This window comes from Streptomyces sp. ID05-26A, assembly GCF_033794685.1.
Classification (GTDB): domain Bacteria; phylum Actinomycetota; class Actinomycetes; order Mycobacteriales; family Pseudonocardiaceae; genus Lentzea.
Genome location: NZ_JARAYZ010000001.1, coordinates 691,329 through 716,315, shown reverse-complemented (window position 1 = coordinate 716,315; position 24,987 = coordinate 691,329). Strand labels below are relative to the sequence as shown.

The following is a 24,987-nucleotide window of genomic DNA, read 5'->3' as shown; positions in this document are numbered from 1 at the left end:
TTTTACTGTGCGCTGCGAAGTGGCATCATTGAAGCGCCAGTTTCCATCGATTTGAGAAGGCCACTTTGGCTGAGACCGCGCTTCCCGTGGCGCTGGACCGCGAATCCGCCGAACCACTCGCCGTCCAGTTGGCCGACGCCCTGCGTTCCGCCGCGTCGGAGGGTCGTCTGCGTGCGGGCGACCGTCTGCCGTCGACGCGCGCGTTGGCTGACTCGCTGGGAGTGTCCCGCACGGTCACTGCCGCCGCCTACGAGCAGTTGCACGCGGAAGGGTGGATCGCCGGTCGTCACGGCTCCGGCACCTACGTCACCACGACGCCTCCTGGCCCGCTGCGCAAACGTTCGCGCAAGCCCGTCACGCCCGTGATCACTGATTTCGTGGACCTCGGCACCGGCGCGCCGTGGGCCAGCGGGCTGGACCGGGCGGCCTGGCGCCGGGCCTGGCGGGCCGCGGCGGACGCGCCTCCGCTGTCCCGTCCCGAACGCGCGGGGCTGCCCGAGTACCGCGAGGCCATCGCCGAGCACCTGCTGCGTCACCGAGGCCTGGCCGTGAACGCCGACCCGGTGCTGGCGACCGGGGGCACCACCGCCGTGCTGACCGAGATCGCGGTCGCGGTGCTCGAGCGCGGCGACGTGGTGGCCGTCGAGGAACCCGGCTACCAGCGGGCGGTCGGCGTCTTCAAGGCCAACGGCCTCAAGGTCGTGCAGGCGCTCGTCGACGCGGAGGGGTTGCTCCCGGAGGCGGTGCCCGCCGGAGTCAAGGCGGTCTACTGCTCCCCGGCGCACCAGTACCCGCTGGGCGGTCGCATGTCGGCCGGTCGCCGGGTCGCGCTGGTCGAGCGCGCGCGACGGGACGGCTGGCTCGTCATCGAGGACGACTACGACGGTGAGCTCCGCTACGACGTGGCGCCGTTGCCGTCACTGGCCGCGCTCGCCCCGGACGTCGTGGTCCACCTCGGCACCACGAGCAAGATCCTCACACCGACCCTGGGCGCGGGCTGGATGGTCGCGCCCGAGCACATCGCCACGACCGTCCTCGAACACCGCGACCTGACCGGCACCAGCCCGGCGGCCGCGGGGCAGCGGGTCGTCGTCGAGCTGGCACGCATGGGCGACCTCGGCCGCCACCTGCGCAAGGTCCGGCGGGAGCTGTCCGAACGGCGTGCGCTCGTCATCGACAGGTTCGCCGACGCGGGCATCGAGGTGCTCGGCGACGACGCGGGCGCCCACGTCGTGGTGCTGCTGCCCACTGCCGAACAGGAACGCGACCTGACGAGGCAGGCGCTCGAACGCGGACTGCGGGTCGACGGCCTGTCCCGGCACTACGTGAACCGGGCCAAGCTGCACGGGCTCGTCATCGGGTACAGCGCGTGCTCGCGGGAGCAGTTGGTGAACGCGCTGCCCGTCCTCACCGACCTGCTCAGAACGAACGGCTGACCACGACGACCTCGCGGTCGACGACGAAGCCCAGCTGCTCGTTGACGCGGATCATGTGGCTGTTGCCCGCGTCCGTCCCGGTGTCGACGCGCTCCAGATCCGGCCGTTCCGTGCGCAGCCAGCGCAGCATGTGCGTCTTGATGACCCGGCCGAGGCCATGGCCGCGGTGGGAGGGCGTGACCACCGTGCTGCCCCAGCGGGAGTGCGTCGTGTCGGAGGGGTGCAGCGGAACGTCGGTCAGCGCCACGACCCGGCCGGTGGCCTCCTCGACCGCGACGACGACGCGCTGCTCGACGCCGGCCTCCCGTGCCTCGGCCTCCTCGGCGCGCACGACCTCCGGCGTCCACTCCGGTGCCCGCACCGCGGACGTCGTGGCGGGCGCGTCGTGGATCGACTGCCGGGTCTCGGCCACCGACACGAGCAGGTGGTCCGGCGTCGCGCCGATCCACCGTTCGATCCGGTACCCCGTCGGGACGACCGGCTCCAGCACGGCGCCGGCGATCGAGAGCGTCTGGATCACCCTGGACGCGGCCACGTGGAACCCGCGCGCCGTCGCCCAGTGCTCACCCGCACTGCCCTTGACCACGCCCCAGCTCTCGAACGTGTCCCGGCCGCGAGCGCGCAGCTCCGGCAGCAACGCCTCCAGCAGCGCGGTGCCGACGCCCTGCCTGAGGTGTTCCGGGTGGACGGTGATCGGGCCGACCGCCAGCCGTGCGTTCACACCACCGAGCAGACCCACAGAGGTGATGCCGACGCCTTCGCCGTCACTCCGGGCGACGAGCCGGACCACCTCGCTGAAGTCCGGGTTCGTCTCCCGCAGCGACTCGACGATCCGTTCCCGGCCCGGTCCCGTCCCCGCCAGGGTCGCGATCCGCACGTCCGCGTAGGCGTCGAGCAGGGCCACGTCACCCAGGTCGAGCGGTTTGATCTCCAGCACGCGACCGAGGCTAACTGGCGGGTAAGGACAATCGCCCAAACGGGTAGGGTCGCCCGCATGACGCAGCGCAAGACGAGGGTGGCCGTGGTCTTCGGCGGCCGCAGCTCCGAGCACGAGGTCTCCTGCCAGTCCGCCAAGAGCGTCCTGCCGCACCTCGACGCGGACCGGTTCGAGGTGGTGCCGGTCGGCATCACGCCGCAGGGGCAGTGGGCACTCGGCACGGACCCGACCGCGCTGGAGTCGAGCGCCGGAAAGCTTCCGACGCTGCGGAACCGGACCGTCACGGCGGTGGAGCCGGGCCAGGCGCTCGAGGACGTCGACGTCGTCTTCCCGCTGCTGCACGGCGCGTGGGGCGAGGACGGCACGATCCAGGGCCTGCTCGAACTCGGCGGCGTCCCCTACGTCGGTCCCGGCGTGTTCGCGTCGGCCGCCGTGATGGACAAGGTGTTCGCCAAGAAGATCCTGCAGGCCGAGGGCATCAGCGTCGGCAGGTTCGTCGCCCTCGACCGCGCCGCGACCACGCTGACCCTCGACGAGCGCGAGCACCTCGGGCTGCCGGTGTTCGTGAAGCCGTCCCGCGCCGGGTCGTCCGTCGGCATCTCGAAGGTCAGCGACTGGGACGACCTCGACGCCGCCATCTTCGAGGCGCGCCGGCACGATCCCAAGGTCATCATCGAGGCCGGTGTGCAGAACGCCCGCGAGATCGAGGTCGCGGTGCTGGAGTTCCCGGACGGCCGCGTCGAGGCCTCGCTGCCCGCCGAGCTGCGCCCGGTCGGTGAGGGCGCCGACTGGTACGACTTCGAGGCCAAGTACGTCAACGACTCCTACGAGGCCGACATCCCGGCGAAGCTCGACGACGACATCACCGCGCAGCTGCGCGAGCTGGCCGTCACCGCCTTCAGGGCGCTCGACTGCCAGGGTCTGTCCAGGGTGGACTTCTTCCTCACCGAGCAGCACGAGCTGATCATCAACGAGCTCAACACGATGCCCGGCTTCACGCCGATCTCCATGTACCCCAAGGCGTGGGAGGCGACGGGCGTCGACTTCAAGACCTTGCTGACCACGCTGATCGAGACGGCGATCGCGCGGGGCTCAGGCCTTCGTTAGGCGGTCGTCTTGACCGGCTGCTTCGCCAGCAGGTCGCGCACCGTCGTCGAGACGTCCTGCAACGGTCCGGTGCCCGCGTCGGCGGGCACCGTCAGCGCCACGTACACGCCGCGGTCCACGATCACCCAGGTCGAGCTGTCCGAACCGGGCAGCTCGAGCCACTGGACGTCGGAGATCACGCGCAGCTGCGAGGTCGCCGACAGTTCGGACGGTCGCGGCAGACCGCAGCGCAGAACCACCGGATCGTGTTTGGCGTCACCCCACGCGACCGTGGCGGGGGGAGCGGGCGAGGCGAGGTCCCGGCGCGACAGCATGTCCTTGCCGGACGGCAGTCCCAGCGGGAGCTTCTCGACCAGGGAAGCGCATTCCGGACTGCCCGCCGACGGAGCGTCGATCGAGACCAGCGCGAGGGGACCCGTGCGACCGGGTACGTCCTCGGACTGGTTTCCCGTGCCCAGCCACAGACCGAGCCCGGCGACACCGATGGCGAGCACGACAGCGAGTCCGACCGCCGCGAGCAGCGGCCGGGACAGCGCCGACGTGGATTCCTGCTGAGTCACCCGGTTATGACAACACGGGCTGGCTAGAGATGGACCACCGGGCAGGTCAAGGTGCGGGTGATGCCTTCGACGTTCTGGATGCGCGCGACCACGAGCTGGCCGAGCTGGTCGACGGTCTCCGCTTCGGCGCGCACGATGACGTCGTAAGGCCCGGTGACGTCTTCTGCGGTGGCTACCCCGGTGATCCCGGAGATCTCGGAGGCGACTGCGGCGGCCTTGCCGACCTCGGTCTGGATGAGGATGTATGCATGCACCACGGCGTGCCCCTTCGTCGCGACAGGTTGGGTCGAGGTAGGAACGTGTCACGCAACGTACCCCAGTTGGGGTTCCGATTGTTCAGATTGGGAGGCAACTTTGCGTCCGGAGCCGCCGCGCGACGCGGAGACGGTCGCCGATGTGGGTGAGTTCAATCTCATCCATCGGGTGACGACCGGTCGGGCGCAGCCGGAGACGACCATCCTCGGTCCCGGTGACGACGCGGCCGTCGTCGCCGTCCCGGATGGACGGGTCGTCGCCTCGATGGACGTGCTCGTCGAGGGCGTCCACTTCAGACTGGACTGGTCCAGTCCCGAGCAGGTGGGCCGAAAAGCGGCCGCCGTGAACCTCGCCGACGTCGTCGCCATGGGAGCACTGCCGTCGGCTCTGCTCGTCGGTTTCGCGTGCCCCGCGGACACCCCCGCGTCCGTCGTGGAGGGGATCATGGCGGGACTGTGGGACGAGGCGGCGAAGGCCGGGGCCGGCATCGTCGGGGGCGACATGGTCAGCTCCGCCACGCTCGTGATCTCCATCACCGCCATGGGAGACATGAACGGGCTCGAGCCGATCACGAGGTCCGGAGCGCTCGTCGGGGACGTCGTGGCGGTCGTCGGGAGGCTCGGCTGGGCCGCCGCGGGACTCGCCGTGCTCGGCCGCGGATTCCGTTCGCCGGTCGGCATCGTGAACGCCCAGCGCACCCCGGAGCCGCCGTACGAGGAGGGTCCCAGGGCCGCCGAGGCGGGCGCCACGTCGATGATCGACGTGTCGGACGGACTGCTGCAGGACCTGAGTCACATCGCGGACTCCTCGGGCGTCGCGATCGACGTCCGCACCGAGTTGCTGCCGTTGCACCCGCGCCTGCTCGACGTCGCGTCGGCACTCGGCGGAGACGCGCGGCACTGGGCCCTGACCGGAGGCGAGGACCACGCCCTCGCGGCGACGTTCCCCGGACCCAAGGCCGTGCCGCCCGGCTGGACGACCATCGGCACGGTCCGCGCGGGCGAAGGTGTCACGGTCGACGGCAGGGTCTACGAAAAACCTCCTGGCTGGGAGCACTGGCGCGCGTAGACTTCAACACCGTGGAACTATGCACGCGCACGTATGACCATCCAGACTCGGTCAAGATGATCGCGGACCTCCAGCAGGTCTACGTCGAGCGCTACGGCGACGTCGACGTGACGCCGGTCGACCCGGCGCAGTTCGCCGCGCCGCTGGGCTACTTCGTCGTCGGGTACCTGGACGAGGTGCCCGTGGCGTGCGGCGGCTGGCGCGTGAACGACGAACTGGCCGGCGCCGCCGAGATCAAGCGGATGTACGTCATCGATTCCGCACGCGGCAAAGGCCTCTCACGGCTCGTGCTCGCCCACCTGGAAGCCACGGCGCGAGAGGCCGGCCTTCAGCGGATGGTGCTGGAGACCGGACTGCGCCAGCCGGAGGCGATCAGCCTGTACACCTCCAGCGGCTACGAGCGGATCGGCAACTTCGGCGTGTACCGGGACCACCCGGAGAGCCGCTGCTACGGGAAGTCGTTGTAGGTTCAGGCGCATGGCCATCTATGCGCTGGGGGACTACACGCCGCAGATCCACCCGGAGGCGTACGTGCACCCGGACGCGACGGTGATCGGCGACGTGCGCATCGGCGCGTTCTCCTCGGTGTGGCCGCAAGCCGTGCTGCGCGGTGACTACGGGCGCATCGTCATCGACGAGCGCACGTCGATCCAGGACGGCACGGTCGTCCACTGCACCGAGGTCCACCCGGTGCACATCGGATCGTCCTGCGTCATCGGCCACAACGTGCACATCGAGGGCGCGACCGTCGCCGACGAATGCCTCATCGCGTCGGGTTCGGTGGTGCTCAACGGTTCCATCGTGGAAAAGGGCGCGATCGTCGGCGCCGGCGCGGTGGTCTCGTTCGACGGACACGTCCGCGAACGCACGATGGTGCTGGGAGTTCCCGCCCGAGAACGTGCCGGACACGTTGTGCCGGAACAGGCCTGGGCATTCATCGTGGAGAAATACGTTCAGAACATCGCTTTGTACCGGGAGAAGCTCCGTAGGCTTGACTAGTACCGCGTCAGCCGACCGTCGCCGCGTCTTCGACGCTCAGCAGGCCGCCTCGCGGCACCGGCCCCGCGCCCCGGTACAACCAGTACAGGGACGCGGGGCCGGCACCGCGATGCGACCGTCTGAACATCGAATACGGGGCAAAGGCCGACTGACGCGGCACTAGGTGAGATAGGGTTCACAGCCGTGGCTCGTCCCCTCACTGAAGTTGTCGAAGCCGGTTGGGCTGAAGCTCTCGCCCCCGTTGCTGACCAGATCGCCGCCATGGGTGAGTTCCTGCGCGCGGAGGTTTCCGCCGGTCGCACCTACCTTCCTGCGGGCGAGAACGTGCTGCGTGCTTTCCAGCAGCCGTTCCACCAGGTGAAGGTGCTGATCGTCGGCCAGGACCCATATCCGACGCCCGGCCACGCGGTCGGTCTGTCGTTCTCGGTCGCGCCGGACGTTCGTCCCATTCCCAAGTCGCTCATCAACATCTACAAGGAATACGCCGAGGACCTCGGCCACCCGATTCCGTCCAACGGTGATCTGACGCCGTGGTCGGAACGCGGTGTGCTGTTGCTCAACAGGGCGCTGACCGTGCAGCCCGGCAAGGCGAACTCCCACCAGGGCAAGGGCTGGGAGGCCGTCACCGAGCAGGCGATCAAGGCTCTCGCCGCCCGTGACGCACCTCTGGTCTCCATTCTGTGGGGCCGCAACGCGCGCAACCTGCGTCCGTTGCTCGAACCGTTGCCCGCCATCGAATCCGCGCACCCGTCGCCTTTGTCGGCGCACTCCGGGTTCTTCGGTTCCAAGCCGTTCAGCCGTGCCAACGAACTGCTGGAGAAGCAGGGCGCGGAGCCGATCGACTGGAAGCTCCCGTAGTTGCCCCGTCAAGACGTGATCTGACGCTGACGGCCGCCGGTGCGGCCGTCAGCGAGTTCGGCAACGCCCTGTCGTTGCTGGTCCTGCTGTTCTGGGCGACGCCGATCAGTTCGTTGCTGGTCGCCGCGATCCTCGTCGCCGAACTGCTGCCGTTCGTGCTCGGCGCCCCGCTCGCCGGAATGCTCGTCGACCGCCTGCCCAACCGACGCCTGCTGATCGTCGCCCTGCTGTGCCAGGGCGTCGCGATCGCGGCCATCGCGCCGTTGATGGGGCAGCCGGTCTTCGTCGTCGCGTTGGTGTTCGTCTCGGGTTGTGGCCGCGCGATCGCCCAGCCCTGCGTCTCCGCACTCGTGCCGCACATCGCGGGCGAGGAGAACTCCACGCGGGCCTACGCCCTGCTCGGCACGACTCGCAGCGTGGGCAACATCGCCGGTGTCACCGGTGGAGCGCTGCTCGCCGGGTTCTTCGGGCATCCGGCCGCGATGCTGATCGACGGCTGCACGTTCCTCGCGTACGCGGCGTTGCTTGCGTTCGTGCGGTCCGAACGCAGGCCGTCTGGCGAACACGCGGCGCGGCCCAGCGCGATGGCCGGTATCCGCCACGTGCGGCAGGACTCCGTGCTGTTCGCGGCGATCCTCGGGCTGGCGTGCTTCGTCGGCGCGACCGTGGTGATCAACGTGGCCGATCCCGCGTTCGTGCGGTTCGTGCTGCACGGCAACGAGTTCCTGCTGGGCGCTATGCAGGCGTGCTGGATGGTCGGCATCATCGTCGGCAACCGGCTGGCGGCGCGGCTGAAGTCGATCTCCCAGCTCGCCCACGCGTTGGCGATCACCGGCATCACCACGGGCATCGCCGTGCTCATCCCGGCGACGTTCCCGTTCGTCGCGGCGGCGGTGATCGGGTGGTTCATCGGGGGCGTGTCGAACGGCGTGGACAACGTGACGATGAACGCCATCGTGCGGTTGCGCACGCCGGAGGAGATGCGTGGGCGTGCGTTCGCCGCCGTCGGATCGATGGTGACGGGTGCGAACTTGATCGGCACGGCTGCGGCCGGGTTGTTGCTGCTCGTCATGGGGCCGCGGGCGGTGTTCGCGATCGGCGGCACCGGGGCGTTGCTCGTCGGCGTCGTCTGTCTGGTGTTCGTGCGCCGTGCCCTGGAACGCGAAAAGAGCCCGGCCGAAGCCGGGCTCTCCTCACACTAAAAACGAACTGTGGCGGTGATCAGCCGCGCACGACCTTGCCGGCCTTCAGGCAAGACGTGCACACGTTGATCCGCTGGCGCTGCGAGGCCGAAACCTTGGCGCGCACAGACTGGATGTTCGGGTTCCAGCGGCGGTTCGTCTTCCGCTGGGAGTGCGAAACCGAATGGCCGAAGCCCGGCCCCTTCGCACAGACGTCGCACACGGCAGCCACGTCAGCCACTCCTTCAGGTTTCTCAAGCGGTAGGTCTCGCGTCCCGGTGGGCGCGCAAGCGTGCACAAGCCTCAACCGGGCACGGCAACCCAGTCAGGGTAACCGGTGGGCTCACCCGCGACCAAACCGGGTGGATACTCTCGCCGCCATGCAGGTCATGGATGCGGTCGCGGTGCGCAGATGGGCAGACGCCTGCGTGCGGTCGTTGGACGCCAATCGGGAGTCGATCGACCAGATCAACGTCTTCCCCGTCCCGGATGGTGACACAGGTACGAACCTGCTGCACACGATGCAGTCGGCGCTCGACGCCCTGCTGCGTTCGCCCATGTCGACGGTGGGGGACGCCCTGTCGGCGCTCGCCCGCGGTGCGCTGGCCGGGGCGCGCGGGAACTCTGGCGTGATCCTGTCCCAGGTGCTCAGGGGGCTGGCGGAGACCGTGCAGGAGGTCTCGCTGGTCACCGGCACGGCGTTGCGCAAGGGCCTGCACCGGGCGGACGAGCTGGCCACGGCCGCGGTGTCCAAGCCCGTGCCCGGCACCGTGCTCTCGGTGCTGCACGCCGCGTCCGAGGCCGCTCGTGACTGCGAATCGGACGAACTGGACGACGTGGTGATGGCGGCGTCGCGCGCGGGGGCTGTCGCCCTGGCCGATACGCCCCGTCAGCTCGCGGTGCTGGCCAAGGCCGGGGTGGTCGACGCGGGCGGGCGTGGGCTCGTTGTGTTGTTGGACACACTGGCGGCGGTGATCACCGGCCAGAGCGTGGAGACGCCGATGGACGCGCCCTTGCTGCCGCGCACCCCGGAGTCGCTGACGACGGAGCGTGAGAGCGGGTCGTCGGAGTTCGAGTACGAGGTCATGTACCTGCTCGACGGCACCTCGGAGGAGCTGGTCGCCGAGCTGCGGGGCACGTTGAACGGCCTGGGCGACTGCGTGTCGGTGGTGGGGGACGGCGTCTCGCTGTGGACCGTCCACGTGCACTGCAACGACATCGGCGCGGCCATCGAGTCGGGTGTGCGCGCTGGACGTCCGCACCGCATCACGGTGGCGAGGTTCGCCGATCAGATCGCCGCGCAGGCCTCTCGGTTCGTGCGCGACCGGGCGATCGTGGTGGTGGTGAGCGGCGCCGTGGACCTGTTCCGTGCGGAAGGCGCCACGGTGTTCGACCTCGCTTCTTCTTCGGCGACGCCCACGGACCTGTTGTCCGCCATCGTGTCGACGCGCGCGCGTCACGTCGCGGTCCTGCCCGGTGATCCGGACCTCCGTGAGGCACTTGATGAAGCCGTCGCGTACGCACAGGCCGCTGGGCAGGACGTAGTGGTGGTGCCGACGTTCTCGCCCGTGCAGGCCCTCGCGGCGTTGGCGGTGCACGACTCCTCTCGGCGCGCCGGTGACGACGTTGTCGCCATGGCCGAGGCTGCCGCCGCCACGCGCCGTGGTGAACTCGCGATCGCCGCGGACGAAGCCCTGACGTGGGTCGGCCGCTGCCAGCCCGGCGACCTGCTGGGCATGCTGGACGGCGAGGTCGTGCTGATCGAACCGGGCCCTGCGGCGCCGGAGTCGTTGATGGACCTGTCCTGCCGGCTGGTCGACCGCATGCTGGCGGGTGGTGGAGAACTGGTCACGGTGATCCTGGGCGCCGACGCGCCCGAGGGCCTGGCCGACGTGCTGGAGGACCACGTGCGGGTCACCCATCCGGAGGTCGAGGTGACCGCTTATCCGGGCGGTCAGCCCGACGCGGTCATTTTTGTCGGTGTCGAGTAGTTCAATGGGACGCGATGATCTCCTTCGACGACAAGCTGCAGCCGTTGCTCGGCAAGAAGACCGCCGACGCACTGGAGACCGGCCTCGGCCTCACGACGGTCGGTGACCTGCTGCGCCACTACCCGCGCCGGTACGACGAGCGCGGGAAGCTGACAGACATCCGTTCGCTGGAAATCGACGAGCACGTCACGGTGCAGGCCGAGGTCCGCAAGTGCCAGAAGCGCCAGATGAAGGCGCGCCGCGGCCAGATGACCGAGGCCGTGATCACCGACGGCACGTCCGAGTTGCACCTGGTGTTCTTCGGCAAGCCGGCGTTCGTGGCCGAGCAGGAGCTCCTGCCGGGCACACGCGCGCTGTTCGCCGGCAAGGTCGGCCGCTACCGGCAGAACCTGCAGCTGGTCCACCCGGCGTTCGAGGTCCTCACCGCGGAGCAGGACGGGTCGTCGTTCCTGCAGGCGTTCCTGCCCGTCTACCCGGCGTCGCAGCACATCAACACGTGGAACATCGCGAACTGCGTGAAGCAGCTGCTGGAGATCTGGGACGGCGTGCCGGAGGACCCGCTGCCCGCCGACTTCCGCGAGGAGCAGGGCCTGATCGGCCTGGAGGACGCGCTGCGGTCGATCCACCGGCCGGACAGCTGGGCGCAGATCTCGGTGGCGCAGCTGCGCCTGAAGTGGGACGAGGCGCTGGCCGTGCAGCTCGCGCTGGCCCAGCGCCGCAAGGCGTCCACGGCCCGTCCCGCGCCCTCGTGCGCCCGCCGGTCCGGCGGCATCCTCGACGCGTTCGACGCCAGGCTGCCGTTCACGCTGACGGCGGGCCAGGTGGAGGTCGGCGAGCAGGTCGCGTCCGACCTGGAGTCGACCGTGCCGATGAACCGCCTCCTGCAAGGAGAGGTGGGCTCGGGCAAGACCATGGTCGCGTTGCGAGCAATGCTCCAGGCCGTCGACGCGGGCCGTCAGTCCGCGATGCTCGCGCCCACGGAAGTCCTTGCGGCACAACACGCCCGGTCCCTGACCGAGATGCTCGGCGACCTGGCCCAGGCGGGCCAGCTCGGCGGTGCCGAGGACGCGACGCGGGTGACGCTGCTGACCGGCTCGATGAACACCGCCCAGCGCCGTCAGGCGTTGCTGGACATCGTGACCGGCGAGGCGGGCATCGTCGTCGGCACGCACGCGATCATCCAGGAGAAGGTGGAGTTCCACTCGCTCGGCCTGGTCGTCGTGGACGAACAACACCGCTTCGGCGTGGAACAACGAGCGGCGTTGAGCGCGCGGGGCGAACGGGAGAACCCGCACGTCCTGGTGATGACGGCGACCCCGATCCCGCGCACCGTCGCCATGACGGTCTACGGCGACCTGGAGGTCTCGGCCCTGCGCGAACTGCCGGGCGGCCGCTCCCCGATCAAGACCTCGGTGGTGCCCGTGCGCGAGAAGCCCACGTGGCTCGACCGGGCCTTCGCCCGAGTGCGCGAGGAGGTGGCGAAGGGCCACCAGGCGTACTTCGTCTGCCCGCGCATCGGCGACGAGGAACCGGCGAAGTCCGACGACGAGGACAAGCGCCCGGCCCTGTCCGTGATCGACGTGGCCACCATGCTCGCCCAGGGCCCGTTGCGAGGCCTGCGCATCGAGATCCTGCACGGCCGCATGCCCCCGGACGAGAAGGACGCGGTGATGCGCGCCTTCTCGGCCAACGAGGTCCACGTCCTCGTCGCCACCACGGTCATCGAGGTGGGCGTCAACGTCCCGAACGCCACCGTCATGGCCATCATGGACGCGGACCGCTTCGGCGTCTCCCAGCTCCACCAGCTCCGCGGCCGAGTGGGCCGGGGCAGCGCACCGGGCCTGTGCCTGCTGGTGACCGAGATGCCGGAGATGACGGCCACGATGGAACGCCTCCGCGCCGTCGAGTCCACTCTGGACGGCTTCGAGCTGGCCCAGCTCGACCTGGAGCTGCGCCGCGAGGGCGACATCCTGGGTGCCGCCCAGTCGGGCCGCCGGTCGGGGCTGAAGATGCTGTCGCTGCTGCGCGACGAGGACATCATCGCGGACGCCCGCACGTCGGCTCAGCAGGTCGTGGACGCCGATCCGGACCTGGTGGAGCATCCGGGGCTGGCTGCGATGGTGGCGACGCTGTTGACGGAGGAACGGGCCGAGTACCTGGAGAAGACCTAGCCGGTTCCGGTGTCCGGTGGAGCTGGCGGCACCCGCGGCTCCACCGCCCGTGGCTTCCACACCTCCGTCACCTGAAGGTGTGCGCGTGGCAGGTCGGTAGAGCCCAAACGTCTGGGTACGTTCGACCGGTGCGTCGCATGATCCTCACTGCCCTCGTCACCCTTCTCACCCTCGCCTCCAGCCCGGCCCCGGCCCTCGCGGACCCGGTCCTGCTCACCGGCGAGGAGTCCCGCTACCCGCACGCGATCCGCCTGGAACACGGCACCCATCGCGGTTCGATCCTCGTGGCGCTGCACGGCTTCCACTCCGTCAACGTCCTGCGCGCAGGCCGGGCCGGCAAGAAGTTCCGGCCCGCCGGCACGTTCATCGACGAGGTGAGCGCCCACGCGACCTGCTGCGGTCACCTCTACGAGTTGCCGCGCCAGGTCGGCGAGATGCCCGCCGGGACCGTGTTGTGGGCGGGGTCGGTGGGATCGCGGCAGGAAGGGCTCAAGGCGCGGATCTGGCGCAGCGACGACGCCGGCGAGACGTGGCACCACCTGTCGGAGTGCGCGCGGGCGCTGCCCGGTGGCGGGCTGTGGGAGCCGGACCTGTCCGTTGACGCCCGAGGGCGGCTGAACTGCTACTTCGCCGACGAGACGCACGAGAAGCACAGCCAGTACATCGGGCGGTCGGTGTCGCGTGACGGCGTCATCTGGTCGGGCAAGGAGAAGGTCGTCGCTGTCTCGGACGGCTGGCTGCGGCCAGGGATGCCGCAGGTCAAGAGGCTGCCGACCGGCGAGTTCTACATGATGTACGAGATCTGCTCGCAGCCGGACCAGTACTTCTGCGAGGCCTACCACCGCAGTTCTGCCGACGGTGTCGGCTGGGGTGACCCGAAGTGGCACGGCACCAGGCCGACGACGAAGGACGGCAAGTACTTCGCGCACACGCCGTCGATCACCCTCGCGCCCAACGGCACGTCACGGGGGCGCGTGATCCTCATGGGACAGATGCTGATGTCCGCCGACGGCAAGGTCGACCCCGGCAACGGCCGGACGGTCTTCGTCTCCGAGAACGGCGGCAGGGACGGCTGGTACGCGGTCCCCGCGCCCGTCCCGGTGCCGGGCGCGCGGGACGAGAGCTGCCCCAACTACCACCCGAGCGGGGTGGCGTCGCTCGACGGCCGTGAGCTCATCGGGTTCGCCAGCGACTTCGCGGCGAACGGCAGCTGCCACACGAGCTGGGCCACGAGCAGCCTGCCGCCGTTCCCCGGGTAGAGCTCAGTCCTTCTGCCGCGGCTTCGGCAGCTGCTCGGTCTTCTGCTCCACGGCAGACCCACCAGACGAGGCGGGTTCGTCGTCGGCTGGCCCGTCCCCCTCCAGCGGCTTGAGCACCGACATCGCCGCGTCCACGGCTGCCTGCGCGGCGTGGAACTGCGTCGCGAGGTTGTCGTGCGCCGAACGCAGCGACGCCTCCTTCTCGGACGCGGCGGCCGCGCGCTGGTCCGACGCGGCGACGGACGCGGCCGACTTCTCCTCGGCCTCGCGCACCAGCGCCGACGTGCGTGCCTCCGCGTCGCGGACGAGCTTGACGGCCTTCTCGTCGGCGTCGCGCACGGTGGTCGTGGCCCGCTGGTCGGCCTCGGCGATGGTGGCCGCGGCCTTGTCCTCGGACACCCGCAGCGTCGTCGCCGCCTTCTCCTCTGCCGCGCTGACCAGGGCGGCAGCCTGCGCGGACGCGTCGGAGGTGGTCTTCTCGGCGCGAGCCAGCGTCTCGGTCTCGAGGTCGGACAGGACCTTCTCCGCCTCCGCCTGCTTGGCCTCGAGCTCACCGGTGAGCTTCTGCAGCGCTGCGGCCCGCTTGGCCTCCGCGTCGGCGACGATCTGCTCGGCCTCGGACTTCGCGTCCGCCAGCACCTTCTGGTGCTCGGCGGTCAGCGTCGCCTTCAGGCCGTCGTACTCCTTGTCCAGCTGGTCGTGGTACGCCTTGTACTTCGCGTCGAGCTCGACGCGGTGGGCGTCCAGGTCCGCCGACTTCTTCTCGAAGTCGCCGGCGATCCGCTCACCGTTCGCGCGCACGTCGGCGACCAGGGCCTCGTGCTCGGCGGCGAGTTTCGCCTGCAGCGACGCGTGCTCCGCCTCCAGTTCGGACCTGCGGCCGGCGGTCTGCTGGTCGAGCTCGGCGTGGCGCTGCTGGTAGTTGAGCTCCAGCTGCTTGCGGCGCGCCTCGGTCTCGGCGAGCAGGCGCTGGTGGGCCTCGCGCTGGCCGGCCGCCCACTTCTCGGCCTCACCCCGCGTCGCGGCGGCCTTGTCGAGGGCGTCCTTGCGGATGTCCGCGATCTCTTCCTCGGCCAGGCTCATCATCACGCGGACGCGCTCGGTGACGTTCGACGCGCTGATCGGGCTGCTGGCCAGGTTCTGGAGTTGGACCTTGGCCTTGTCGAGGTCCGCGCGCATGGCGTTGAGGAGCTTGGTGAGCTCTCCGACCTGCGCGCCGGCCGCGTCTCGGGCACGATTCGAGTTCTTGAGATCGAACTCCAACCGGGTGACTCGTTCGTTCACCTGTCGCTGGTTGTAACCACGGAGGACAACGTCGAAATGCGGTGTGCGGGCAGTAGGCTGCCCGGCTCCATCAGCCCCGGCCATATGGCTCACCCTACCGAGATAGTCGCGAAGATCGTCACTCGATCTGGTTAAACCCACTACCGGCCGCAGTCTGACCGGGTGGTCGGTATCCACTTTCCTCTCATCACGCGAGAATCGGGTGAGCAAGACCGATCAGGATGACACCCATCACGTGAGACAGTCCTCCCAACTGGCAAGAGTCGCACGGTAACGTGCCTCGACTGATGACCGCCGAGTAACACCGGGAGGGCACGGATGTTCCGCAAGGTTCTTGTCGCCAACCGCGGCGAGATCGCGATTCGCGCGTTCCGAGCCGCCTACGAACTGGGCGCTGGAACGGTCGCCGTCTTCCCTCACGAGGACCGAAACTCGCTGCACCGCCTGAAGGCCGACGAGTCGTACGAGATCGGCGAGCCCGGACATCCCGTCCGCGCCTACCTTTCCGTCGACGAGATCATCAAGGCCGCCCGCAAGGCCGGCGCCGACGCGATCTACCCCGGTTACGGATTCCTGTCCGAGAACCCGGAGCTCGCGATGGCCTGCCGTGAGGCCGGTCTCACCTTCGTCGGCCCCGTCGCCGAGGTCCTGGAGCTGACGGGCAACAAGGCGCGCGCCATCGCCGCCGCCCGCGAGGCCGGCCTGCCGGTGCTGGAGTCGAGCCCGCCGTCGTCCGACATCGACGAGCTGGTCGAAGCGTCGAAGACCATGCGCTTCCCAGTCTTCGTGAAGGCCGTCGCCGGTGGTGGTGGCCGTGGCATGCGCAAGGTCGACGAGCCCGCCGCACTGCGTGAGTCGCTCGAAGCGGCGTCCCGCGAGGCGGAGTCGGCGTTCGGCGACCCGACGGTGTTCCTCGAGCAGGCCGTGGTCGAACCGCGCCACATCGAGGTGCAGATCCTCGCCGACGGCCAGGGCAACGTGATCCACCTCTTCGAGCGCGACTGTTCCGTGCAGCGGCGCCACCAGAAGGTCATCGAGATCGCGCCCGCGCCGAACCTCGCCCCCGAGCTGCGCGACCGCATCTGCGCCGACGCCGTGAAGTTCGCACGGCACATCGGCTACCGCAACGCCGGCACCGTGGAGTTCCTGCTCGACCCCGAAGGCCACTACGTCTTCATCGAGATGAACCCGCGCATCCAGGTCGAACACACGGTCACGGAAGAGGTGACCGACGTCGACCTGGTGCAGTCGCAGATGCGCATCGCGTCCGGCGAGACGCTGGAGGACCTGGGCCTGTCCCAGGACACCGTCCAGCTGCGCGGCGCGGCCCTGCAGTGCCGCATCACCACCGAGGACCCGGCCAACGGGTTCCGCCCGGACACCGGCACGATCAGCGCCTACCGCTCGCCGGGTGGTTCCGGCATCCGCCTCGACGGCGGCACGGCCGGCTCCGGCATGGCCATCAGCCCGCACTTCGACTCGATGCTCGTGAAGCTCACGTGCCGCGGCCGTACGTTCTCTCTCGCGGTCGCCCGTGCACGTCGTGCGATCGCCGAGTTCCGCATCCGCGGTGTGTCCACGAACATCCCGTTCATCCAGGCGGTCCTGGACGACCCGGACTTCTACGAGGGCCGCGTCACCACGTCGTTCATCGAGAAGCGCCCGCATCTGCTGACGGCGCGCCACTCGGCCGACCGCGGCACTCGCCTGCTGACCTACCTCGCGGACGTCACGGTCAACCACCCGAACGGCGCGCGTCCGACCGCGGTCGACCCGCGCGAGAAGCTGCCGGTCGCCGACCTCAACGCCGAACCGGCCCCCGGTTCCAAGCAGAAGCTGGTCGAACTCGGCCCCGAGGGCTTCGCGCGCTGGATGCGGGAGAGCAAGGCCGTCGGTGTCACGGACACGACGTTCCGCGACGCGCACCAGTCGCTGCTCGCCACCCGAGTGCGCACCAAGGACCTGCTCGCCGTCGCGCCGCACGTCGCGCGCATGACGCCCGAGCTGCTGTCGCTGGAGTGCTGGGGCGGCGCGACCTACGACGTGGCGCTGCGGTTCCTCGCGGAGGACCCGTGGGAGCGGCTCGCCGCGCTGCGCGAGGCCGTGCCGAACATCAACCTGCAGATGCTGCTGCGTGGCCGCAACACGGTCGGCTACACGCCGTACCCCGAGGCCGTGACCAAGGCGTTCGTGGAGGAGGCGACGAAGACCGGCATCGACATCTTCCGGATCTTCGACGCGCTGAACGACGTCGAGCAGATGCGCCCGGCGATCGAGGCCGTGCGCGAGACCGGGACCGCCGTCGCGGAAGTCGCCCTGTGCTACACCAGCGATCTGTCCAATCCGGACGAACGCCTGTACACGCTCGACTACTACCTCAAGCTGGCCGAGCAGATCGTCGGTGCCGGCGCGCACGTCCTGTGCGTCAAGGACATGGCGGGCCTGCTGCGGGCTCCGGCCGCGTCGCGCCTGATCACCGCGCTGCGCAAGGAGTTCGACGTCCCCGTCCACCTCCACACGCACGACACGGCGGGTGGCCAGCTCGCGACGTACCTCGCGGCGATCCAGGCGGGCGTGGACGCGATCGACGGCGCCACCGCGTCGATGGCGGGCACGACGTCGCAGCCGCCGCTGTCGTCGATCGTGGCGCTGACCGACCACACCGAGCACTCGACGGGCCTGAACCTCCAGAACGTCTGCGACCTGGAGCCGTACTGGGAGTCGGTGCGCAAGATCTACGCGCCGTTCGAGTCCGGCATCCCCGGCCCGACCGGCCGCGTCTACCACCACGAGATCCCCGGTGGTCAGCTCTCGAACCTGCGCACCCAGGCCGTCGCTCTCGGCCTCGGCGAGAAGTTCGAGGAGATCGAGTCGATGTACGCGGCCGCCGACCGCATGCTCGGCCACCTCGTGAAGGTGACGCCGTCGTCCAAGGTCGTCGGTGACCTCGCGCTGCACCTCGTGGGCGCGGGCGTCGCACCGAAGGACTTCGAGGCGGACCCCGGCAAGTTCGACATCCCGGCGTCGGTGATCGGCTTCCTGCACGGCGAACTGGGCGACCCGCCCGGTGGCTGGCCGGAGCCGTTCCGCAGCAAGGCGCTGGCCGGACGGCCCGCGCCGAAGCCGGTGGAGGAGCTCTCCGCGCAGGACGAGGCGGGTCTCGCCGACGACCGCCGGGCGACCCTGAACAGGCTCCTGTTCCCGGCGCCCACCAAGGAGTTCCGCGCGCACCGCGACGCCTACGGCGACACGTCGGTGTTGCGCTCCAAGGACTTCTTCTACGGCCTGCGTCCGGGCGAGGAGTACTCCGTCGACCTGGAGCCGGGTGTCCGGCTGCTGATCGGCCTGGAGGCGATCTCCGAGGCCGACGCGCGCGGCATCCGCACGGTGATGGCGACCCTGAACGGCCAGCTGCGCCCGATCCAGGTCCGCGACCGTTCGGTGGACGCCGACGTCCCGGCCGCTGAGAAGGCCGACCGCGGCAACCAGAACCACGTGGCGGCACCGTTCGCCGGCGTGGTGACGGCGGTGGTGGCCGAAGGCGACAGCGTCGACGCCGGTCAGACCGTCGCGACGATCGAGGCCATGAAGATGGAGGCCGCGATCACCGCTCCCAAGGCCGGTGTCGTGCAGCGCCTGGCGTTGCGCGGCGCACAGCAGGTCGAAGGCGGCGACCTGCTGATCGTCCTGGAGTAGTTCTTCGGTTCGCGAGGGCCCGGTCTCTGCGGAGGCCGGGCCTTTTCGCGCTGCGGGAGGCCTGGAACTCCACGACGATTTCGTGCGTTGCACCGGTCACGGGGTCAGGGAGAGGGAATCGCATCATGAAGAAGGCGTTGGCCGGCCTGCTCGGCCTGGCAGGGGTGGCATGGGCGCTGAAGGACGTGCCGCGGCAACTCGGCGGCAAGCCGGACCCGGTCCACATGTCGCGTTCGCCGCGCTTCCGGGACGGGAAGTTCCACAACGACAAGGAAGTCCGCACGGTTCCGGACGGTGAGTCGTTCTCCGTGCGCGACTTCATCTTCGGCGGCGAGGACCGCAAGCCCTCCGTGGCGGTGCCGCTGGTCGGACCCGCCGCGCCGGTGTCCGAAGGTGTGCACATCACCTGGTACGGGCACGCTTCCGCGTTGATCACGATCGACGGCGCCTCGGTGCTGGTGGATCCCGTGTGGAGCGACCGCGTGTCGCCGTCCGCTCACGTCGGCCCGCGGCGGTTGCACCCGGTTCCGCATCAGTTGTCTGATTTGCCTGAAGTGAGTGCGGTTGTGGTCTCGCACGACCACTACGACCACCTCGACATGGCGACTGTGCAGGCGTTGACCGCTTCGAGTTCGGCTGTGTTCGTGGTGCCGCTGGGGCTGGGGGCGCATCTGGCTCGGTGGGACGTTCCTGCTTCGCGGATCGTCGAGTTGGACTGGGACGAGTCGCATTCGGTCGACGGGTTCACGCTCACTTGTACTGCGGCGCAACACTTTTCTGGGCGGTCTGTGCAGCGGAACGTCACGTTGTGGGCGTCCTGGGTGATTGCTCGTGGGACTCGGTCTGTGTTCTACAGCGGGGATACCGGGTATTTCGCCGGGTACAAGGCGATCGGGGCTGCTCATGGGCCTTTTGACGCTGTGTTGATGCAGGTTGGGGCCTATGGGGATGCTTGGCCTGACATCCACATGACGCCTGAGGACGGGGTTCGGGCCTTTGAGGATTTGGGGGGTGGGTTGTTGATCCCTGTGCATTGGGCGACGTTCAACCTTGCGCTGCATCCTTGGGGGGAGCCGATCGACCGGGTGTGGCGGGAGGTCAAGGCTCGGGGGATGAAGCTGGCTGTGCCTCGGCCTGGGGAGCGGGTTGATGTTGATTCGCCTGGGGAGGTTGACGGGTGGTGGCAGGCGCTTGCCTGATCGTTGAGCTTGCGATCCGCGACCTTGCGGGTGGTCGCCTTGCGATCCGCGACCAGGCGGGTGGTCACCTTGCGTTCCGCGACCTTGCGGGTGGTCACCTTGCGAGTGGCGGGTCGCTGCTGCGTGCTTCCCCTGGGGGCGCTGCCCCCAGACCCCCGGCAATCTGATCAGGGGGTCCACGCCACGAGCGGGTAGATGGCACGCCTGTTGCGTTGGGCGGCTGCCTGTTGCTTAGTTTGGTTGCTTTGGCGGTGGGGTCCCATCACGAGTCACACCAAGAGCGGGCCACATGCCTGAAGGGGTGTCAAGCGGACGAAAAGCGTGTCCGCTTGACACCCCTTCAGGCATGCAGCAAGAGCTATGGCGCGACTCGTGATGGGACCCCACCGCCTGGACCGCTTGCTAAGTACGGCTCGCCTTCGGCATCGCGGGATCAGGCCGTGGCTTTTGTGCGTAGGCGGCGGATGGCTCGTTGGACCTCGTCTCGGTGCTTTGCCGACTTCAGCCATGTCGGCAGCTTTGCCAAGATCGTCATCCTTCGGATTGACGAATGGGGTGGGTCCTCGCGCAGCGTTGCTGTTACGTAGGACTCCAGCAGGTCCAGGTGTGCGGTGTTCAGGGCCCAGAGGGTGTGGCCTGCGCATGAGGTTGTCAGCCAGAGGTCTGGCACGTAGCTGGTGGCGTCCCAGCACCACACACGGTTGTAAGGGCGGGTGTGCGCGCACGTTGGGCATATGAGGCGGTCGCTCGTTATTACGGCCTGGGCTGCGCAGGACGGGCACTTCGCCAGGACTGGGGTGGTGGCCAGGGTGCAGAGGCAGGCGCCCGAGTCTCGGTGGCGGGTCATGGCGACAGGATGCACCTGGGACGATGAGCGGGTGACACGAATTGTTGCCGGGACTGCGGGGGGTCGCAGGCTCAAGGTTCCGCCCAAGGGCACGCGGCCCACGTCCGAGCGGGTGCGGGAGGCGTTGTTCAGTTCCCTCGAGGCCATGGTTGATCTTGACGGGGCCAAGGTGCTGGACCTGTACGCCGGGTCGGGGGCGCTGGGGTTCGAGGCGTTGAGCCGGGGGGCTGGGCACGCCACGTTCGTCGAGTCGGACAAGCGGGCCGCTGACGTGCTCAAAGGTAACGCCAAAGAGCTTGGGTTCGCCGGGACCGTGGTGGTCAACCGGACTGCTGAGGCGTACGTGGCGGCCGAGGGGGAGAAGTTCGACCTTGTGTTCGCCGATCCGCCCTACGCGGTGGGGGACGACGAGCTCGCCAAGGTGCTCAAGGGGATCGTGCCGCGGCTTGCGGACGAGGCCATCTTGATCGTGGAACGTGCTTCGCGAAGTGGCGAACCAGCTTGGCCTGAGGAAGTGGAATCGTTGCGTGCCAAGCGTTACGGGGACACGGCTGTGTACTGGGCCCAGGTGCGTACTGATGGGTGACGAGAACCACGGACACGCCTGGAGGCGTCCGATCGGGTGCTAACGTCCGCCCATGACGCGTGCCGTGTACCCCGGCTCCTACGACCCGGTAACCAACGGTCACCTGGACATCATCGGGAGAGCCGCGCACCTCTTCGAAGAGGTTGTCGTCGCCGTGCTCATCAACAAGAACAAGCGCACCTTGTTCGACGTTGAGGAGCGTCAGGAGATGCTGCGCGAGGTCACCGCTCAGTGGGACAACGTGCGTGTGGACTCGTGGCACGGGCTGTTGGTCGACTACTGCCGCGAGAACAACATCAAGGCCATCGTGAAGGGCCTGCGCGCGGTCAGCGACTACGACTACGAGCTGCAGATGGCGCAGATGAACCACCAGCTCACCGGTGTCGACACGCTGTTCATGCAGGCCAGCCCGCAGTACTCCTACCTGGCGTCCTCGCTGGTCAAGGAGGTCGCGACGTACGGTGGCGACGTCTCGACGCTGCTGCCCGCGACCATCGAGCAGCGGCTGCAGCAGCGCCTCGCCGAGACGCGCTAGAGCGTCAGCTTCATCCCCACGTGCGACGCGGCGAAACCGAGCCGCTCGTAGAACCGGTGCGCGTCCACGCGTGACGCGTCCGTCGTCAGCTGCACCATGCCGCAGCCGCGTGCGCGGGCCTCGTCGATCGCCCACCTGACCAGGTGTTCGCCGAGGCCGTTGCCGCGCTGGTCGGAGCGCACCCGCACGGCCTCCACGGTCGCGCGGGTCGCGCCCAGGCGGGACAGGCCCGCCGTGAACGTCAGCTGCAGCGTGCCCACGACCTCGCCGTCCGCGTCGGCCACGGCCAGGAACTGGTGCGGGTCGGCGTCGATCACCTCGAACGCCTTCAGGTACGCCGGGTCGCCCGGCTGTTCGCGCTTCGCGCCCAGCGGGTCGTCCGCCAGCATCGTCACGATCGGGTGGACGTCGGCCGCGGTGGCCCGCCTGATTGTGATCTTCACGGTTCCCCCAGGTCGATGTGGGGAAATCCTGACACGCCCTGCCGAAGTCCCGGTGCCGGGGAGATCGGCAGGGCACACTTGCGGGTGGGAGCCACAGGGGTTAGGGAGTGAGACGTGTACCGGGTGTTCGAGGCACTCGACGAGCTCGTCACGATCGTCGAGGAAGCGCGCGGAGTTCCGATGACCTCGGGCTGCGTGGTGCCACGCGGCGACGTGCTCGAACTGCTCGACGACGTGCGTGACGCGATCCCCGCGGAGCTCGACGACGCGCAGGACGTGCTGGACCACAAGGAAGAGCTCGTCGGCAAGGCCAAGCACGAGGCCGAGTCCGGCGTGTCCAAGGCGCGTTCCGACGCGGACCGCATGCTCGCCGAGGCGCAGGCCGAGGCCGAGGCGATGCTGTCCGACGCGCGCGCCCGTGCCGAGCGGATGATCGCCGAGGCGGAGGACCAGGCCGAACGGACCGTGTCCGCCGGCCGCCAGGAGTACGACGACCTGGTGGGTCGCTCGCACTCCGAGGCCGAGCGCATGATCCAGGCGGGCCGGGCCAACTACGAGCGCGCCACCGAGGACGGCCGCGCCGAGCAGGCCAGGCTCGTCAACGAGCAGGAGGTCGTCCGGGCGGCGCACGCCGAGGCGGCCCGTCTGCTCGACACCGCTCAGAGCGAGTCCATCCGGCTGCGGTCGGAGTGCGACGCGTACGTGGACGGCAAGCTCGCGGACTTCGAGGACCTCCTCGCGCACACGCTCAGGTCGGTCGGCAAGGGCCGTTCGCACCTGCGCGGGCCGGCCGTCGCGGGCGCCGCGGCACCGTTCGACTACGGTTCCTGACGAACCAGCACGGTCCGGGGACGACTGAACGTGTGATTCGCGCTACGTCGGACAGGTGCGATCACCTGCCGATTTCACGCGCGGGGGCGTCGTCCCGTACCCTGGACCGGCTGGACGTGGTAGGTCCCCGTCAGCAAAACCCGAAAATCATGACTGAGCATCGTCACGCGTCCACGCGTCCCACAGCATCCGGTCCCTGGGTCATCGACACCAGGGACATCGGCCGTCGAGCCGGTCTGAGCCGACCCTTCACGAGGTCGGTCCCCGGCGAAGGCGTGGGGCTGCTCGGGGTGATAGCGGTGCCCGAGGGCGGAGAGGTCGAACTCGACCTCCTGGTCGAATCGGTCGTCGAGGGTCTGCTCGTGTCGGGGACAGCGTCCGCGAAGGTCGAAGGGGAGTGCTCGAGGTGTCTCGAGTCGCTCACCGATGAGGTTGAAGTCCGCGTCACGGAGCTCTACGCGTGGCCGGACAGCACCACGGACGAGACCACTGATGAACACGAGGTCAGCCGGATCGTCAACGATCTGATCGACCTCGAGCCTGTGGTGCGGGACGCCATCGTTCTCGCGCTGCCGCAGGCGCCGCTTTGCGAGCCGGACTGCAAGGGGCTTTGCTCCGAGTGTGGTGGCAGGTGGGCGGAGCTCGGGCCCGACCACGGGCATGAGACGATTGACCCTCGGTGGGCCGCGTTGCAAGAGCGGTTCAGCGATGACAACAACGAGGAGAAGTAGTCGTGGCCGTCCCGAAGCGGAAAATGTCGCGTTCGAACACCCGTGCGCGCCGTTCCCAGTGGAAGACGTCTGCCGTGCACCTGGTGGCGTGCTCCAACAAGGCTTGCCGCCAGCCGAAGCCGCAGCACGTCGCCTGCCCGGCCTGTGGTCAGTACGCTGGCCGCCAGGTCGCTCAGCCGGCCTGATCTCCTCGGCGACGTAGTGGGGGGAAAGCCGCCGCGCGCACCGCAAGCGGACCGCGCGGACCTGCTCGAAGCGCTCGGCGTCCACCTGGACGCCGAGCTGCTCGTGCTGTCGCTCACCCACAGGTCTTACGCGTACGAGAACGGCGGCTTGCCGCCGAACGAGCGTCTCGAGTTCCTGGGAGACGCGGTGCTCGGGCTGGTCGTCACCGACCACCTCTACCGCACCCATCCCGACCTTCCCGAAGGTCAGCTCGCGAAGCTCCGTGCCAGCGTGGTCAACATGCACGCGCTGGCCGGCGTCGCGCGCAACCTGAGTGAGGGCGGGCTCGGTGCACACCTGTTGCTCGGTCGTGGCGAAGAGCTGACCGGCGGCAGGGACAAGGCGAGCATTCTCGCTGACGGTCTCGAGGCCGTCATCGGTGCGGTGTACCTGCAGTTCGGTATCGATACCGCACGAACGTTCGTTCATCGGCTGTTCGATCCGCTCTTGGCCAAAGCTCCGCTTTTGGGTGCTGGACTGGACTGGAAGACAAGCCTGCAGGAGCTCACCGCTCAAGCCAGCCTCGGCGTCCCGGAGTACCGCGTGGACGACCAGGGGCCGGACCACCGCAAGGAGTTCACCGCAACGGTGCTCGTCGGTGGCCAGCCTTACGGCAAGGGTGATGGGCGCACCAAGAAGGAAGCCGAGCAGAAAGCCGCCGAAGCGGCTTATCATGTTCTGTCGGAACGGGTCAAGGCCGAGCAGGAGTCGGTCCGATCCGCAAACGGACAGAATGGCGCCTCGGTGACGCCAGGGACCGCCCCAACCGAGGAAGACTGAGACACGCA

Annotated in this window: 24 protein-coding genes; 18 read left to right on the top strand and 6 right to left on the bottom strand. The window is 69.1% G+C overall.

Annotated elements, in window-relative coordinates:
- Window positions 1-65: 65 nt before the first annotated feature.
- On the top strand, window positions 66-1,436 hold the full coding sequence (gene pdxR / locus PV646_RS03490; RefSeq protein WP_500339992.1) for a MocR-like pyridoxine biosynthesis transcription factor PdxR: 1,371 nt from the start codon (window positions 66-68) through the stop codon (window positions 1,434-1,436).
- Here the strand turns inward: pdxR and PV646_RS03485 are convergent.
- Window positions 1,420-2,373 (bottom strand): GNAT family N-acetyltransferase, encoded by a 954-nt coding sequence (locus tag PV646_RS03485; protein WP_500339991.1) that lies wholly within the window; start codon window positions 2,371-2,373, stop codon window positions 1,420-1,422. The two genes, pdxR and PV646_RS03485, sit on opposite strands and share 17 nt — an antisense overlap.
- A 57-nt stretch (window positions 2,374-2,430) precedes the next feature.
- On the opposite strand from PV646_RS03485, the gene PV646_RS03480 reads away from it, so the two are divergent.
- On the top strand, window positions 2,431-3,480 hold the full coding sequence (locus PV646_RS03480; protein WP_500339990.1) for a D-alanine--D-alanine ligase family protein: 1,050 nt from the start codon (window positions 2,431-2,433) through the stop codon (window positions 3,478-3,480).
- Here PV646_RS03480 and PV646_RS03475 read toward each other — a convergent pair.
- Window positions 3,477-4,040, bottom strand: coding sequence for a DUF3515 domain-containing protein (locus PV646_RS03475; protein WP_500339989.1), 564 nt, complete (start codon window positions 4,038-4,040; stop codon window positions 3,477-3,479). The genes PV646_RS03480 and PV646_RS03475 overlap by 4 nt on opposite strands.
- 23 nt (window positions 4,041-4,063) lie before the next feature.
- The gene (locus PV646_RS03470) at window positions 4,064-4,297 is read right to left on the bottom strand and encodes an Lrp/AsnC ligand binding domain-containing protein (protein ID WP_090008449.1); all 234 of its coding nucleotides are present in this window, start codon (window positions 4,295-4,297) and stop codon (window positions 4,064-4,066) included.
- A 97-nt stretch (window positions 4,298-4,394) separates the two neighbouring features.
- Between PV646_RS03470 and PV646_RS03465 the strand changes: the two genes are divergently transcribed.
- From PV646_RS03465 to PV646_RS03445, 5 genes are all read left to right on the top strand, one after another.
- Complete coding sequence (locus tag PV646_RS03465) at window positions 4,395-5,363, top strand: thiamine-phosphate kinase (RefSeq protein ID WP_500339988.1); 969 nt, start codon at window positions 4,395-4,397, stop codon at window positions 5,361-5,363.
- Between the two features lie 56 nt (window positions 5,364-5,419).
- Window positions 5,420-5,830, top strand: coding sequence for a GNAT family N-acetyltransferase (locus tag PV646_RS03460; protein ID WP_500339987.1), 411 nt, complete (start codon window positions 5,420-5,422; stop codon window positions 5,828-5,830).
- 10 nt (window positions 5,831-5,840) lie between these two features.
- Window positions 5,841-6,362: a gamma carbonic anhydrase family protein gene (locus PV646_RS03455; RefSeq protein ID WP_500339986.1), complete on the top strand. Its 522-nt coding sequence runs from the start codon at window positions 5,841-5,843 to the stop codon at window positions 6,360-6,362.
- 183 nt (window positions 6,363-6,545) lie between these two features.
- A complete protein-coding gene (locus tag PV646_RS03450) occupies window positions 6,546-7,220 on the top strand; it encodes a uracil-DNA glycosylase (RefSeq protein ID WP_382441118.1) in 675 nt (224 codons plus the stop codon).
- Window positions 7,205-8,422: an MFS transporter gene (locus tag PV646_RS03445; RefSeq protein WP_500342258.1), complete on the top strand. Its 1,218-nt coding sequence runs from the start codon at window positions 7,205-7,207 to the stop codon at window positions 8,420-8,422. Before PV646_RS03450 ends, PV646_RS03445 begins: the two co-directional genes overlap by 16 nt.
- A gap of 19 nt (window positions 8,423-8,441) precedes the next feature.
- Here the strand turns inward: PV646_RS03445 and rpmB are convergent, their stop codons facing one another.
- Window positions 8,442-8,633, bottom strand: coding sequence for a 50S ribosomal protein L28 (rpmB, locus tag PV646_RS03440; RefSeq protein WP_258947721.1), 192 nt, complete (start codon window positions 8,631-8,633; stop codon window positions 8,442-8,444).
- Window positions 8,634-8,781: 148 nt separating this feature from the next.
- Between rpmB and PV646_RS03435 the strand changes: the two genes are divergently transcribed.
- The 3 genes from PV646_RS03435 to PV646_RS03425 all read left to right on the top strand — a co-directional run bounded on the left by PV646_RS03435 (window position 8,782) and on the right by PV646_RS03425 (window position 13,822).
- Complete coding sequence (locus tag PV646_RS03435) at window positions 8,782-10,392, top strand: DAK2 domain-containing protein (RefSeq protein WP_500339985.1); 1,611 nt, start codon at window positions 8,782-8,784, stop codon at window positions 10,390-10,392.
- A 14-nt stretch (window positions 10,393-10,406) separates the two neighbouring features.
- Window positions 10,407-12,563, top strand: a complete 2,157-nt coding sequence (gene recG, locus PV646_RS03430; RefSeq protein WP_500339984.1) for an ATP-dependent DNA helicase RecG — start codon at window positions 10,407-10,409, stop codon at window positions 12,561-12,563.
- Between the two features lie 137 nt (window positions 12,564-12,700).
- Window positions 12,701-13,822: an exo-alpha-sialidase gene (locus PV646_RS03425; RefSeq protein WP_500339983.1), complete on the top strand. Its 1,122-nt coding sequence runs from the start codon at window positions 12,701-12,703 to the stop codon at window positions 13,820-13,822.
- Between the two features lie 3 nt (window positions 13,823-13,825).
- Here the strand turns inward: PV646_RS03425 and PV646_RS03420 are convergent, their stop codons facing one another.
- Entirely contained in the window at window positions 13,826-15,106 is a 1,281-nt protein-coding gene (locus PV646_RS03420; protein ID WP_500339982.1) for a coiled-coil domain-containing protein, read from the bottom strand.
- Between the two features lie 318 nt (window positions 15,107-15,424).
- Here PV646_RS03420 and PV646_RS03415 point away from each other — a divergent pair, with 318 nt between their 5' ends.
- From PV646_RS03415 to coaD, 4 genes are all read left to right on the top strand, one after another.
- Window positions 15,425-18,802, top strand: coding sequence for a pyruvate carboxylase (locus PV646_RS03415; protein WP_500339981.1), 3,378 nt, complete (start codon window positions 15,425-15,427; stop codon window positions 18,800-18,802).
- A 125-nt stretch (window positions 18,803-18,927) separates the two neighbouring features.
- Window positions 18,928-20,001 carry an MBL fold metallo-hydrolase gene (locus PV646_RS03410; RefSeq protein ID WP_500339980.1) on the top strand — a complete coding sequence of 358 codons (1,074 nt, stop codon included), beginning with the start codon at window positions 18,928-18,930 and terminating at the stop codon, window positions 19,999-20,001.
- 878 nt (window positions 20,002-20,879) lie between these two features.
- Window positions 20,880-21,434 carry a 16S rRNA (guanine(966)-N(2))-methyltransferase RsmD gene (gene rsmD, locus PV646_RS03405; protein ID WP_500342256.1) on the top strand — a complete coding sequence of 185 codons (555 nt, stop codon included), beginning with the start codon at window positions 20,880-20,882 and terminating at the stop codon, window positions 21,432-21,434.
- A gap of 52 nt (window positions 21,435-21,486) precedes the next feature.
- Window positions 21,487-21,969: a pantetheine-phosphate adenylyltransferase gene (coaD, locus tag PV646_RS03400; RefSeq protein WP_086660746.1), complete on the top strand. Its 483-nt coding sequence runs from the start codon at window positions 21,487-21,489 to the stop codon at window positions 21,967-21,969.
- On the opposite strand, the gene PV646_RS03395 is transcribed toward coaD, so the two are convergent.
- Window positions 21,966-22,358 carry a GNAT family N-acetyltransferase gene (locus PV646_RS03395; protein WP_500342254.1) on the bottom strand — a complete coding sequence of 131 codons (393 nt, stop codon included), beginning with the start codon at window positions 22,356-22,358 and terminating at the stop codon, window positions 21,966-21,968. The genes coaD and PV646_RS03395 overlap by 4 nt on opposite strands.
- A 168-nt stretch (window positions 22,359-22,526) precedes the next feature.
- Here PV646_RS03395 and PV646_RS03390 point away from each other — a divergent pair, with 168 nt between their 5' ends.
- From PV646_RS03390 to rnc, 4 genes are all read left to right on the top strand, one after another.
- Complete coding sequence (locus PV646_RS03390) at window positions 22,527-23,243, top strand: hypothetical protein (RefSeq protein WP_500339979.1); 717 nt, start codon at window positions 22,527-22,529, stop codon at window positions 23,241-23,243.
- A 275-nt stretch (window positions 23,244-23,518) separates the two neighbouring features.
- The gene (locus tag PV646_RS03385) at window positions 23,519-23,974 is read left to right on the top strand and encodes a YceD family protein (protein WP_500339978.1); all 456 of its coding nucleotides are present in this window, start codon (window positions 23,519-23,521) and stop codon (window positions 23,972-23,974) included.
- Window positions 23,975-23,976: 2 nt separating this feature from the next.
- Window positions 23,977-24,159: a 50S ribosomal protein L32 gene (gene rpmF / locus PV646_RS03380; RefSeq protein WP_030467958.1), complete on the top strand. Its 183-nt coding sequence runs from the start codon at window positions 23,977-23,979 to the stop codon at window positions 24,157-24,159.
- Window positions 24,160-24,175: 16 nt separating this feature from the next.
- Window positions 24,176-24,979, top strand: a complete 804-nt coding sequence (gene rnc, locus PV646_RS03375) for a ribonuclease III (protein WP_189153834.1) — start codon at window positions 24,176-24,178, stop codon at window positions 24,977-24,979.
- The last annotated feature ends 8 nt before the right edge of the window (window positions 24,980-24,987 follow it).

Bases quoted from the DNA above. Each gene is read 5' to 3' on its own strand.
- PV646_RS03415 (WP_500339981.1), top strand. From the start codon at position 15,425: ATGTTCCGCAAGGTTCTTGTCGCCAACCGCGGCGAGATCGCGATTCGC.
- PV646_RS03395 (WP_500342254.1), bottom strand. From the start codon at position 22,358: ATGCTGGCGGACGACCCGCTGGGCGCGAAGCGCGAACAGCCGGGCGAC.
- PV646_RS03455 (WP_500339986.1), top strand. From the start codon at position 5,841: ATGGCCATCTATGCGCTGGGGGACTACACGCCGCAGATCCACCCGGAG.
- PV646_RS03460 (WP_500339987.1), top strand. From the start codon at position 5,420: ATGATCGCGGACCTCCAGCAGGTCTACGTCGAGCGCTACGGCGACGTC.
- recG (WP_500339984.1), top strand. From the start codon at position 10,407: ATGATCTCCTTCGACGACAAGCTGCAGCCGTTGCTCGGCAAGAAGACC.
- PV646_RS03480 (WP_500339990.1), top strand. From the start codon at position 2,431: ATGACGCAGCGCAAGACGAGGGTGGCCGTGGTCTTCGGCGGCCGCAGC.
- PV646_RS03410 (WP_500339980.1), top strand. From the start codon at position 18,928: ATGAAGAAGGCGTTGGCCGGCCTGCTCGGCCTGGCAGGGGTGGCATGG.
- coaD (WP_086660746.1), top strand. From the start codon at position 21,487: ATGACGCGTGCCGTGTACCCCGGCTCCTACGACCCGGTAACCAACGGT.
- PV646_RS03425 (WP_500339983.1), top strand. From the start codon at position 12,701: ATGATCCTCACTGCCCTCGTCACCCTTCTCACCCTCGCCTCCAGCCCG.
- PV646_RS03435 (WP_500339985.1), top strand. From the start codon at position 8,782: ATGCAGGTCATGGATGCGGTCGCGGTGCGCAGATGGGCAGACGCCTGC.